Raw genomic sequence first — 12,965 nt, 5'->3', positions numbered from 1 at the left:
TCGTGCCGCCCTCGCTCACCGACCCGGCACCCAGGGGTGAGTCACCGCCGGGGACAGGCGCTGTCCCGCCGTGTGCCGTCATCCCACTGCCGGGCCCCCCGGTACCGCCGCCGCGACGACCGCGTCCGGCTGGGGCCGGCCGGTGGCCCGGAAGGGATCCGGCCTTCCGGCTGCCGCGGGCACCGCCGACGCCGCGGTGTGCTCCGCGTGGGCTGCCGGCCCGCGTCCGCCCACGCCTTCGGTCTCCCTGACCCCACCGGAGGGCATCGCGTGTGCCTCGGTCCGCGCGGGGGTCGAAACGGCGGGCTCCGCCCCGGGAGCGGCGGGCTCCGTCCCGGGATGACCGCTGCGCAGCACCGTGTGGAAACCGGGCAGTCCACCGGGCACGACCGCGCCACCCGCCGCGCCACCCACCACGACCGGCCCGGTCGCGGACGTCCCGGCTCGCGGCAGTCCCGATTCAGCCCGAACCTGCCCGGACGCCGTGACATCCCCGGCCCCAGCCCCGGCCCCAGCCCCGGTCCCGGGAGCGGCGACCGGACCCGTCCCGCCCGCCGCCACCGGCCCCGCCTGCGCCTGCGGCGGCCCGGCCTGGCCGGCCAGGCCGGAGGGGACATCGGCATTCACGGGTACACCGGACAACGCGAACCGTGACGCGCCGGACGAAACCCCCGACCCCGTTCCAGCCTGGCCCGTTCCCGTCGACCCCGTCGTTCCCGTTCCAGCCGCCCCCGTCGTTCCCGTTCCGGTCGACCCCGCCCCCGTTCCCGGGACCGTCGTCCCGGCTCCCGGCGCCTGCGGTTTCTCCTTCGTGCCGCCGGTCTTGAGGTCCTGGTCCGTAAACCCGCCACCGCCCTCACCATGGGGGATGTCGATGTGAGGAACGTGGATGTGGGGGCGTTCGGCCATGACACCGACGGCACCGGAGACGAACCCGAGTCCCAGACCACCGCCATAACCCGAGGCCGCGTTACCGATGACCGTGGCACCCAGCCCCGCCGCCCCGCCCACCGCGGCCCTGGCCGGCAGCGACCTCAGCCCCGCGGCACTCTTCCACTCCGTGAAGTTCTCCGTCTTCCACGCCGGCCGCGTCACCGCCGGCGGCGTCACCCAGCTCGTCATCTCCGCCCGGACCTCGGCCACACGAATGACCCGCTCCGGGCCCTTGAGGCCCTCCGCGTCAGCCCTGCGCGCCCCGAACTTCTCCCCCAGCCTGCCCACCGCGGACTGCACCCCATGGATCAGACCCGCGCCCAGCACGCCACCGGCCACACCCGTCAACGCGCCGAACGCCGTGGCCTGCGTGTTCCACGACTGCCGCACCCCCGCCGCCATCTGACCCGCCTGGATCCCCACGTCCAGACCCACATTGAAAGCCGTACCCGCCAGCGCGCCGTTGACCATCCTGCCGCCCAGCTCACCCGCCGACCGCGCCACACCCTTGTCCACACCCAGCCGCTCCAGCAACTGCGCGATCCGGCTCGCGGAAGCCGCACCCGCCGCCTGCAACGCACGCGAGAACGACGCACGCGCGGCCACCGAACGCAAAATCCGGCCCAGCAGCGTCCTGGCCACCACCGCCGCCGCGGCCTCCACCGCCTCGATCAACCCCGCAACACCCGGCACCCACGACCACGGCAGCAACGCCGCCAGCTCCGCCGCCAGCCAGATCATCACCCCGATGATCATCAACTTGCCGTACTGGATCTCCGCCGCGGTCGACTTCGCCGAATCCCCCAGCGCGTTCGCCGTCTCCACCAGATCCGGTATCACAGCCGACAACCGGTCCAGCAGATCCGTCATCGCATCACCGGCCGGACCGGTCGCACTGGCAGCCGCACCGGGAATCACACGCCGCAACGCCTCAAGGATCTCACCCAGCAGCCGGGCCGCCTCCTGGTCCAGCTGCCCCAGCTCCCACAGGAGCCCCTCCTTGACCTTCGGCCACTCACTACCCACCACGATCTTCGCCAGCCAGGCCAACGCCCCCGGCACCTCGATGGTGTCCACGCTCAGCTCTCCCTGAGATCAGCGGCGATCTTCCCGGCCGTCTCATCCACCCGCTGGAACACACCCGCCGTGCCGTGCGCCGCGTCCGCCGAACCCGCACCCAGCGGCCCCAGACCCTGTACCGCCTCCACCAGCCCCTGCCGAGCCGGCAGGAGACCCTCCCTCAACTGCCGGCCCTCCTCACCATCACCGATGAACATCCCCCGAGCCCAACTCCCGCGTCCGCGCCCCGAGCCGGCCCGCGAGCTCCCCCCACTGCTCACCCAGCTCACCCAGAGCCGCCCCCACCCGGGCCATCCCCTCAGCGTCATTCCTGACCGTCTCCCCCACCACCAACCACCCTCTCCGTCAACACCCCGGCCACCACCACGAGCCACGGCGAGGCGGACCCGCGACGACCCAGCGTTCGCCCCCGCCCCGGAGCACCTCCCCCAGCCAACCGCACCGCCCGCCGCCAGCCCACCATCCCCCGCGCAGCGTGCCCTTCCGACCCCGGGGGAAGCACCCCAACAGGCCCACGGTCAGGCGACCTCCGCGAGAATTTCCAATAAAACGGGTCTGTCAAACGAACGGGTCTTCCAAGATTTTCGTAGCCGTTGATCGGGTCAACTGGCCTGTGGTGTCGGCTGGTTGGCGGCGTCATCCTGGTGGTGTGTGCGATACGGCTGGAAGACCTGTTACCGCAGCTGGCCGCGGTACGGGTCGATCGTGTGGAGGCCAGCGGTGATCTGCTGCGTATCGCGGCCCGGACCCGGGACGATGCCGCAGCTGTCTGCCCAGGGTGCGGGACGGAATCGGACTGGGTGCACTCCCGGTACGTGCGGCATGTCGCGGACGAGGCGGTGGGTGGCCGGGCCGTCGTCATCGACCTGTCGGTGCGCCGCCTGTACTGCGAGAACTCCGATTGTCCCAAGACCACCTTCGCCGAGCAGGTCGCCGGGTTGACGGTGCGTTACCAGCGGCGCACCCCGGCCCTGCAGCACGTGGTGAACGCGGTGGCCGTGGCGCTGGCGGGATCGGCCGGTGCCCGGCTGCTGGCCGTGCTGCACTGCGCGCTGTCCTGGGTAACGGTCCTGAACTGCCTGATGCGCATCCCCGTGCCGTCGGCGGCAGTCCCGCGCGTGCTGGGTATCGACGAGTTCGCCCTGCGCCGGGGCCACCGTTACGCCACGATCATCATCGACGCCGCCACGGGCGCGCGTGTCGACGTGCTCGCGGACCGCGCGAAGGAGCCGGTCGCCACCTGGTTGCGCAAGAATGCGGGATTCGAGGTGGTGTGCCGGGACGGGGCCGGCAGCTTCGCCCAGGCCATCACTGACGCGGCACCCCACGTCGTGCAGGTCGCGGACCGCTGGCAGTGCGCCATGAGGCGCCTGTGCGCCGTGAGGCGCGGTGAATCGAAGGAGGTGCAAGACCTCCTCGCCAGGCTGTCGCAGCAGCCTGGTGGGAGCTGAGCGCAGTCCGACCCGGGAGACGCCGGGGAGGGCGGGAAGCAGCGCTGACAAAGCCGGGACTGCTCGGAACTACCAGACAGGCCGGGTCCGGCGAGCGAGATCAGACACGGCAGCTGTAGTTCGTGAGGCGTGAGGCATCGCCGCTGGCCAGCGTGGTGGGTGGGGTGCCTGCGGCAGGGGTACGGCCACCGGCATCGTGATCTTGTGTGACGAAGAATCAAGAAGCGGTGGCCGCGCAGGCCACGGTAGTACACGCCGGGTGGGACGGGCTGTTCGAGGGGTTGATGGGCCGGTTCGCGAGCTGCTTCCCGCGCCGGGAGACCCGGCTGACCTGCCGGAACATGGTCTCTGGGCTGCTGATGGTCAAGGAATCGGCGAACTGCTGGTCGTTGGCCGAGGCGATCGGCCACAGCGGTCCGCATGTCCTGCAGCACTTCTTGTCGAGGGCCCGCTTCGACACCGAGGCAGTCCGCCGGTCGGTCGCGGCCTGGACGGTGGAGCAACTCGGCGAGAGGGAGGTGATGTTGGTGGTGGACGAGACGGGCGATGAGAAGTCGTCCCTCGACGCGGTCGGCGCGGCCCGGCAGTACTCCGGGGCGCTGGGCGGGATCGGGCTGTGCCAGGTCGCGGTACACCTCTCCTACGTGAGTGCCGAGGGGCACGCGCTGGTCGACCGTCGGCTGTACCTGGGCGAGGCATGGGCGGCGGACGACGAGCGCCGTGAGCTGGTCGGGGTGCCCGACGAGAGGGTGTTCGCCACCAAGCCGCAACTGGCCGGCGACATGCTGGAGGACGCCCACGCCTCGGGGGTGCACACCGCGTGGGTGGCCGCCGACGAGGTCTACGGTGGACGGGAGTTGCGTGCGCGGATCCGTGCGCTGGGCTACGGCTACGCGATCGCGGTACCCACCAGCCACCGGGTCACCACCCCGGGCGCCGGGAAGAAGAAGGTCACCGCGCTGCTGGAGCGGGTGCCGAAGCGGGCCTGGATGCGGCTGAGGACCGGCCATGGCACCAAGGCCGAGCGGCTCTACGACTGGGCGATGATCGACGTGAACCCCGACGATGCGCCGCCCGGACAGGCCGCCGGGCACAGCCAGGTCCTGGTCCGACGCCACCGCCGCACCGGCACCCTTCCTTCTACCGGACCTGGCACCCCGACCCGCAGCCGATATCGGTGCTGGTCAGCGCGGTCTGCCGCAGGTGGCGGGTCGAGGAGGACTTCCAGGAGCCAGGGCCTGGCCCACCTCGACACCGGCCAGGTCACCTGCTGGACGTCCTGGCACCGCTGGAGCCTCATGTCAATGATCGCCTACGCACTTCTGGCCGTCGGCGCCCTCCACGAGCGGCAACGCGCCCACCCCGCCAACTCCGACGACGAGTTGGCCATGGTGCCCGTCAGCCCGCGCGAACTCCTCGCGCTATTGCGGGTCTTCGCCCTGCCAAGGCCCCGCCAGGACACCGATCCGGCACACGCCCTGCACTGGTCGAACTGGCGTCGCCGACACCAGCATCGCGCGACGGCCTGCCACCGCCGCTGGAACAACGTCACAGCAGTGGCCATCGCATGACAGGAACCTCACGAGTCACGAACTACAGCTGCCGTGTCCGTGCAGTGTGAATTCCTCAGATGGCTCGGGGCGTATCGCCTCCAGAGCCGACAGCGCCGCGCGCCCTGGGTTCTCTAGGGCGTTCACCTGCTGTTGGTCTGGTGGGAGGAGCTCGGTGTCGAGCGTCCAGCCGTGCCCGCCGCCTGCCCGCGCTCGCACAGCGCCTCCAGCACCGACAGCGCCCTCTCCCAACTCCTCATCCCACTCCCCCGCGTGTGCCAGGTACACGTCCGCCGACCGTAGACGCCCATGGTGTCGGCGTACACGGGTGAGTGCTCAGGCGGGTACACGTGAACGTGCCCGGGCAGGTGAAGGCAGCCGGGCGGCAGGGGTCAACAAATTGGGGTGACAGGTCTCGACCTGGTGGGCATGATCGGTCACTTGTTTCGTCATGTCTGACTTCGGGGGTACGCCACGTCCATCCACCGTGAACGAGCCCGGTCGCTGCCTTGGACTGCCGCCGACCCCAGCCGGAACGCCTTCGACTGGGACAACGACGAGGCGGCCCAGCTGACGGCGCTCGTCGTCCCGATGGTGCCTTCCGAGGCCGGCCGGACGGCTGATCCCGACCGGATGGCAGGCTTTCGGTTCATCGACGAGGTCACCGTGCTCCTGGTGTCCCGTTACGGCCGGTGGGCCTGTGGTTGGGACTACTCGGTCCACAACGGCGGTCCCATCGACGCTTGGTGCTGCGATTTGCACTCGGTCGGAGAGGCGCAGGAGACCGCCGAACGCGTCGTGACCTGCCTGCTGGAGTGGCGCGACTGGCTGGAGGACCTGGCCGAGCGGTTCGAACAGCTTGCACCGCATCCCGACGCGGACGCCGAGGACCGAAGCTGGCATCTGGAACGCGCGGTGACCCGCCTGGTCACCGCGGTCGTCAACAGCACCCACGCCGAGTCGTCCTGGTACAGGCTCTGCGAGACGACGCTGACCTGGTTCCTCACCTCCACCGGCCTGGGCCCGGAAGAGGCGCAGAAGGCGGTGGAAGCCGCTATCGGCGGCCGGTTCAAGAGCCACGTTGCGCCTGCCCCGACCCTGGTCGACACGGTTGGAGAGGACCTGGCGATTAGCCTGACCGGTCGCGGGTTCTATCGTGAGCGATGACGCGCTGGCAGCGTGGTGCAAGGTCAGGGAGCAGGTCGACTGGTCCTCGGCCGCGAGCGTAGGCCCGGCACCGGTGCGCCCGGCCGTCGACGGACTCGCCGCCTGGTTCGACGGTCCGGTCCGCCTTCGCGACCCGGATCGCGCCGGCCGGCTGCTCGCTGCGATGACCCTGTCCCGCGTCGCGGCCTCCCGGGGAGAGCCGCTCACCCCGACCCTTCTCGCCGACTGGCAGAAGTTGGTCCTCGGTGTGAACGAGCTGGGTCTGCGCCAGAGCGACGCCTTCGCCAAGGGCGGGCGGGAACGATACGGCCTTACGCCCCACACATGGCAGGACTTCGCCGCCTGCCTGCACCAGAGCGCCGACCCGTCGGTTCCCCTTACAGCCCGCGCGGCCAGGGCATACCTCGACATCGCCTTCTTCCACCCCTACCCGGACGGCAACGCCCGCCTGGCACTGCTGGTCCTCGCCCACGTCCTGGAGAGGGAAGGAGTACGCCTGGACGAAGTGGGGCCGCTGCAGACCACCCGCTACGCGGACGACCCTGACGGCGCTCTCGACTTGGCGGCTCTGGTCACCGTGCTGATCCGTGCCACTCACCGTCGGGCAACCGCACGGTGAGTGTAGGCTCCCGCCGACGCGGCAGGTGAGCACGTTCAGCAGTACGCGGCTGAGCTCTTATCCGTGTACGCCGACACATGGTGGCCCGTGCTGCTCGTAGGCGGGAAAGGACAGCCCTCCGTGGGAATCCGCTGACGGAATGCTGCCCAGGGTGGCGGAAGGGACGCCCGCGCGAGCGGGGACGCCTCGGCTGTCTCGCTGTGGTTCTCGACGCTCTGTGGCGCTCAGACCGCGGGAGCCTACCTACGCGTCGACGGGCTGCCGACGAAATGCGGTTCGTGAGGCGACGTGAGCCGCATCGTGATGCCAGCGGCGGCCAGCCAACGCCAGTTCGCCGCCGGGCTCCAGCCTCCAGTCCCGCTCGCAGTCGGTTATCGGCGTTGGTCTTCGATCAGCTCAAGGTAGCGGGCGTACTGGGTGTCGGCGATCTTGTGGTTGCGGACGAGGCTTCCTTCTTCCATGCGGTAGGTGCGGTCGGGATCACCTTTGAAGGAGAGCCAGTTGAAGGAAGTGGTCACCCAAACGTCGTCGTAGACGAGGACCTTAGCGTGGGTGCTCTTCAGACGGGTGAAGGTGAGTTTGTCCTGGTAGCGGGCGGCGAGGTTGGTGATTTTACGGACGGCAGCGGGGTCGGTTTTGGTGTCGTTTTCTTCGTAGCCGTAGGCGATGTCCACGTTCACGCCGCGGGTGAGGCGGCTTTCCAACTTGCTGAGGAAGGTGGTGGTGATGATCGCACTCTTGATCCACGGCGAGATGATCAGGAGGCGGCGGCGGGCGTGGGTGAGGGCGTCGTCAAGAACATCGGGGTGCTCGAAGACGCCGATGGCGCGGATCTCGTCCGCCTGCGGCTGTGGGGCTGCTGGCGGGCCTGGTGTGGGGGTCTGGGAGCCGAGCTGGAAGGCCGCCTCTACGGCACGGTGCTGGGTGACCTCCTGCAAGGGAACGCGGGCCTCTTCAAGGTCGGGTTCCAGGAGGGGGCGTTTGGGTGGCGGTGCGACGGTGATACCGAGGGACTTGGCGCCGCCGTGGCCGAGCAGTGCGAGTTCGTGGGCCTTGCTCAGTTCGCCGTCGACGACCACGCCGATCTCGATTTCGGCGCGGCCTTCGTCGGCGTACACGAGGAGTTTGACCGGCAGGACGCGGCGTGCCTTGGCCTGGGTGATGCTCTTGACCTGAAGGACCTCGCGGTCGGCGGTGCCGTTCTCACGGAGGAGGGCGGTGATCTCGGCTGCGGTGATGTCGCCGTCGTCGAGCGGACCGGAACGCGCGACGGGCAGCATGATCATGCCGTCTTCCTCGGCCTGTCCGCGCGGGATGGTGGTGCGGCGGTCGTAGGCGGCTGCTCTCCACAGCATCTGGTCGAAGACGAGTGGCTGGTTGACCCGCACGGGTGCTACGGCGGCCGCTTTCTGCGCGGTGATATGGCCCTTGTCGGTGAGCCGCAGGCCCGGCGTGCGGGCGGTATCTCCTGCGGCAGGCCGGGCCCATTTCAGGTCGTCCGAGCCGAACAGCACGGCGACGGTCTGGTCGACCATGCGCTCGGGGAGGCCGAGCAGGCCGGCAATACTGGGTGGGCTGGTCACGTTGTGGTCGACCAGACGGAGCACAAACTCCTCCATCAGGGGGAGTTCCTTGCTGTCCTGGGCGAGGACCTCGGCCGTGATCCGAGCGACGGGCAGCGCGGCGTCGACGATCTGGACGAGTTCGAGTCCGGGGCGCGCACTTTGGAAGCGGACGGCCAGGAGGCTGTCGGGACTAAATGTAGGCATCGCGGATCTCGCAGTCTTCCGGGTGGCCGCTCATGTAGTCGAGGACGTCGCGCAGGGCGCCAGGTTTGCTGCGGCAGAATCCGGCGTCACCGACGATGATCAGGCCGTAACGGGCACGGGAAAGGGCGACGTTGATGCGACGCCAGTAGGGCTGGCCAAGGAACCCAAAGTGACCGCGGACGTTGCTGCGGGTTACCGAGAACACGACGAGATCGCATTCGCGGCCCTGCACCGCGTCGACGGACAACACCTCCGGCGTGACGTGCTTGAGCTTGCGGGAGGCCAAGCGCCGGGTGAGTTCTTCGACCTGGCGGCCGTAGGGGGCGATCACCAGGACATCGAGTCGCTTCCCTGCCGGGGTCTTAATGACCTGTTTGTCGATGGCCTGGTCGATGACCTCCAGCCGACGCATCGCGAGCTGTGCTTCGAGGCGATTGGAGATGCTGGTCTCCGCGGTGGACCGCTCGGATTCGCGCCGGCCGGGCAGGGTGCTGGTGTCCAGCCACAGCACAGGCTTGTTCACCGTGTCGTAGCCAGGCAGCACATGGTCATTGGGCGAGATCAGTTTCCCGCCGTAGAAGCAGCTGCTGATCATGTTGCCGATCGCCGGCGTCATGCGGTACTGCTCGCGCAGCAAGTGCTTGACCGGTGCCTCGGTGCTGTTGGCGAAGTACTGGAACAGGGTGGTCATCACCAGTTCGGGGATGAGCTGGTGATCAGACATGATCTTGTCGTCGCGCAGCAGGTCCTCATCGATGGGGGGCAGCTGGTTGGTGTCACCCACCAGCACCCACCGCTTGGCCCTGGCCAAAGGCACCAGGGCTTCGGTGGCGGTCGCCTTCGAGGCCTCGTCGAAGATGCACAGGTCGAACTCGAGGTCCCGCGCCGCCGGGTGGCCGAGAAAACCGAGCGCGGTGCCGCCGATAACGTGCCTGGTCCGCAGGAAGCCCGCGATCAGGTTCTGGTCGGTGCCGATGCGCTGCAGCCACTCGCCCTGCAGCCGCAGCAGGTTCATCAGCTCCCGCCCGGGGCCGGACGGGCCGAGGAGCGCCTCGACCGCGTCGCGGGCGTCGGCGGCACTGAGGTCTTCACGCAGGGTGAGTTCACCGTCGAGCGTGGACTGAACCTCGGTGAACAGCTCGGCGCGCTGGTCGAGGAGCTGTTCGCGACGGGCGCGGGTGGTGACAACTTCCTCACCGAGTTCCCGGGCAGAGGTGGTGCGGTCCGGCACGGGCTGGTTGGCCAGTTCCTCGAGCCGGGCTGAGACGTGCGCCACGTTGGCGGCCACGGAGGCAAGTTCCTCCAGTAGCAGCGCTGCCTTGAGGTGGCGGGCCTGCTGGCCGCTGTTGGCGGCCACCGTCTCAAGGTACTTCTCAGCCCGCGCGCGCACGCCCTGGGTCCACTTCTTGACCTGTTTGTCGAGAAGCAGCGGCTGGGCGCTCTCGGCAACCCGCGGATCGTCGACGCGGCCCAAGCGGACCAGGCCGGTGATGCCGGCATCTTCAAGACGCTTGAGCGCGTTGTCGATGGCGATGTGGGTCTGGCTGACGATGAGAATGCGGGCGTTGGGGTCGCGGCTGAGGGTCTGCTCGACAATCTCTGCGATAACCGTGGTCTTGCCAGTGCCAGGCGGTCCTTCGACGAGCAGGAGGTCCTGGGTGCCCAGGGCATGGGCGACGACGTCCCGCTTGCTCCTGTCGAGATCGGCGCGGACCCAGGTCGTGACCTGTGCGGGCGGGCGGACCATGACGGCTGCTGGATTTTCAATGATCTGCCGCAGGCGGGGATTGGCGGTCTGGCCCGCCGCGACGGCGCTCAGGGCATCGCGCTGCCGGTTGATGGCGTTCTGGCTCGGCCCGAGGAAGGGCAGCAGGACGCCCCGGGCGGGCAGGACCGACTTGGGGCGCGTCATCCGCAGCACCACAGTGTCGTCGGTCCGGTTGGTGATCTCGCCGCGGTCGACGGGCCGACTGTAGGGGTACTCGGCCACCGACCACTCGTCCCCGACCTCCGCGATGGTATCGGGGGCAGTCAGGTGGAAGACACGGGTACGGCCGCCGCCTTCCATCCGTTCGTACTCGATCGGCTGCCGCCCGTTGGCCGCGACCTCCTCCCGGGCCTCCAATACCCGCCGCCAGCCGTCGAAGAGATCACCGAGTTGCTGGCGCTTGCCGTCCTTGGCCTTCTCCTCCCGCGCCTCCAAGCTCGCATCCAGGCTGTCCAAGAGCAGGGTGAGTCCGTCATTCGCCGGGTCCTCGCCCGGATCGTCGAACGTCCAGGTCAAGACAGGCCCGAGCTTGAGGGAGGACTCGCGGCGCTTGGCCATCCACTCCTCCGTCCGCTCCTCCGCCGAGACGATCACGCAACGGTCCCGATGCTCCTCGTCGTTGACCAGACGTAGGAACAAGGTCCGGCCGAACACCCGCACCGTGGTCGTGTCGACCTCTCCGGTCTGCGGGTTGTAGCCGTAGTCGACGTGCACGGTGCCGGAAATGTCCGCCAGGACAGCCGACTTCACCTGCGCCCAGTCAATCTCTTCACCCGGCGGCGTGCTGCTGAGGCTTTCGGCCGCGCGGCGGGTCATCTTCAGCCAAAGCGCGTTGCGGCGGCGCGCCGCACGGCTGCCGCAGACCTGTTCCGCCTCCAGGAGCCGGTGCTCCAGCACGCTGGCGTTCGCCGGCCGCTTCTGCGGGTCGTAGTCGATGCAGGACTTCAGGATGCCGCGAATCTCTGCATCAAGGTCCAGTTCGTCGAGCACGTTGGCCAAGTCGGGATAGTCGCGGGCCTTGCTGTGTGAGAGGACCTGAATGGCGAGAACCGCATAGGCATACACGTCGCGGACATACGGGATCGCGTCACTTTGCTCCGGCGGCGCATACAAGGCGGAACGGAAGTCGGCCACAGTCTCGTCCGTGGCGGCTACGGCCTTGGAAAGAATCTTGGCGATCCCGAAGTCGGCAAGCTTGATCGTGCCGTCAACGGCCAGCAGGACGTTGCCCGGCTTCAGGTCCCGGTGCTCGATCTGCTTCTCGTGCGCGTAGGCGAGAGCGGACACCAGTGGCCGGCCGATGCGGGCGAAGTAGGCCGGCCAGTCGAGGGGTCGACCATCCGCCATCTCTTCCTTGAGAGTGCGATCGATCCACTCAAGCGCGATGAAGTACCGCTCGAGTTCATCATCCCAGCCGGAGTCGAGCATCCGCACGATGTGCGGATGGTCCAGCGCCTTGAGCGCCGAAGTCTCCCGTTCCAGGAAGATCCGGGTAATCGCATCGTCTTCCCGCTGCTTGAGCAGCTTCACGGCCACGTGGTCGCCACTCGCGCTGGTGACGTCCACGGCCCTGCGGACCTCGGAGAGACCACCCTGGCGTGCCTCCTGGGGCAGTAGCAGAAACCGCCCGTTTATCGTTGTCCCCACCCAGTGCTCCTTGCTCAACCCCGCTGCACTGCAGCCCGCCCAATTGCCCATCTTGCCAGCGGTTTTCTCCCCGATCAGCAGTTTGGGTCTCGGGCAGCCTGGACTTCGCGGCTAATGATCTACGCGGGCGGTTCTCCCCTCCCCAGGGATCCGGCCGTCATGACGTGTCGAGGCAGGTCAATTCGTCAGCGGTGCGCTCGCCCAGAGGGCAGTCGCCGGAGCAGTGTCAACGGTGGCAGGCAGGACGACCGACACGGTTCCACCTACTGCCCGGACCGTGGATACCGCCGCCAATACCACCAGCCGCCGGCTGGGCAACGGCATCGCCGTCCACGGCCTGGGTCCTCGCGCCCGCGGGAGTAGTTCGGCGTTGATGTCCGTCAACGCCACGATCGACCGCTCATGCGCCCGTAACTGCGAAGCAGGCGAAGGGAAACGGGCACCCTTGTTAGCATCACTGCAGGTCAAGAAGTGTCGTCCCCGCACCCGCGGGGGTAGCTCCGCGAGGGCGGAGGCCAGCTGCTCGGGGGTGTTGTCGTCCCCGTACCCGCGGGGGTAGCTCGAGGCCTCAGCTCTGTTCGCTGAGACCGGGCACGTCGTCCCCGCACCCGCGGGGGTAGCTCCGCCTACGGTCCGGGCCAGTCCATCGCGCAGCCGTCCTCCCCGCGCTCGCGGGGGTAGCTCGGTGATGTACTCGCGCACCGACTCCTCATCGCAGTCGTCCCCGCGCCTGCGGGGGTAGCTCCCGTGGAGCTGTGTAGCAGCGGCGAGGTCTGCGGTTGTCCCCGCGCCCGCGGGGGGTAGCTGACCACGCTGGACTCGCCGCCGCTCATCACGTTGTTGTTGCGCCTGAGACGCGGGTTGTCCGCGATCATGAGGCCGGTGTTCACTTCCCTGCGTCGTCGTCCCCGCCGACGCGGGTTTGTCAGCATCGGTGCAGCGCTTCTTCTAGATCGTGGCCGTCGCCTGCCAAGGGCGGCT

Annotated in this window: 8 protein-coding genes and 1 CRISPR repeat array; of the genes, 4 read left to right on the top strand and 4 right to left on the bottom strand. The window is 68.8% G+C overall.

Annotation, left to right across the window (positions count from 1 at the left end; genetic code table 11):
* Positions 1-78: 78 nt before the first annotated feature.
* A complete protein-coding gene (locus OG819_RS55460) occupies positions 79-2,010 on the bottom strand; it encodes a hypothetical protein (RefSeq protein WP_266657725.1) in 1,932 nt (643 codons plus the stop codon).
* A 2-nt stretch (positions 2,011-2,012) separates the two neighbouring features.
* Positions 2,013-2,210 (bottom strand): hypothetical protein, encoded by a 198-nt coding sequence (locus OG819_RS55455; protein WP_266657723.1) that lies wholly within the window; start codon positions 2,208-2,210, stop codon positions 2,013-2,015.
* Positions 2,211-2,657: 447 nt separating this feature from the next.
* On the opposite strand from OG819_RS55455, the gene OG819_RS55450 reads away from it, so the two are divergent.
* The 4 genes from OG819_RS55450 to OG819_RS55435 all read left to right on the top strand — a co-directional run bounded on the left by OG819_RS55450 (position 2,658) and on the right by OG819_RS55435 (position 6,800).
* The gene (locus tag OG819_RS55450; protein WP_323139496.1) at positions 2,658-3,464 is read left to right on the top strand and encodes an ISL3 family transposase; all 807 of its coding nucleotides are present in this window, start codon (positions 2,658-2,660) and stop codon (positions 3,462-3,464) included.
* 206 nt (positions 3,465-3,670) lie between these two features.
* Positions 3,671-5,035, top strand: a complete 1,365-nt coding sequence (locus OG819_RS55445; RefSeq protein WP_266657721.1) for an IS701 family transposase — start codon at positions 3,671-3,673, stop codon at positions 5,033-5,035.
* 570 nt (positions 5,036-5,605) lie between these two features.
* Complete coding sequence (locus tag OG819_RS55440) at positions 5,606-6,181, top strand: hypothetical protein (protein WP_266657719.1); 576 nt, start codon at positions 5,606-5,608, stop codon at positions 6,179-6,181.
* On the top strand, positions 6,171-6,800 hold the full coding sequence (locus OG819_RS55435) for a Fic family protein (RefSeq protein ID WP_266657717.1): 630 nt from the start codon (positions 6,171-6,173) through the stop codon (positions 6,798-6,800). The genes OG819_RS55440 and OG819_RS55435 overlap by 11 nt, the downstream gene beginning before the upstream one ends.
* Positions 6,801-7,171: 371 nt before the next feature.
* Here OG819_RS55435 and OG819_RS55430 read toward each other — a convergent pair whose 3' ends face one another.
* Both OG819_RS55430 and OG819_RS55425 read right to left on the bottom strand, forming a co-directional pair.
* Positions 7,172-8,569, bottom strand: a complete 1,398-nt coding sequence (locus OG819_RS55430) for a hypothetical protein (RefSeq protein WP_266657715.1) — start codon at positions 8,567-8,569, stop codon at positions 7,172-7,174.
* On the bottom strand, positions 8,556-12,035 hold the full coding sequence (locus OG819_RS55425) for an AAA domain-containing protein (RefSeq protein ID WP_266657713.1): 3,480 nt from the start codon (positions 12,033-12,035) through the stop codon (positions 8,556-8,558). Before OG819_RS55425 ends, OG819_RS55430 begins: the two co-directional genes overlap by 14 nt.
* Positions 12,036-12,457: 422 nt before the next feature.
* A CRISPR array of direct repeats spans positions 12,458-12,790; the repeat unit is 28 nt; unit sequence GTCGTCCCCGCACCCGCGGGGGTAGCTC.
* Positions 12,791-12,965: the final 175 nt, after the last annotated feature.

The sequence above is a fragment of the Streptomyces sp. NBC_01549 genome (genome assembly GCF_026339955.1).
GTDB lineage: Bacteria > Actinomycetota > Actinomycetes > Streptomycetales > Streptomycetaceae > Streptomyces.
Note: the sequence above shows the minus strand (reverse complement) of the source record. Positions and strands in the feature narration are given on the sequence as shown.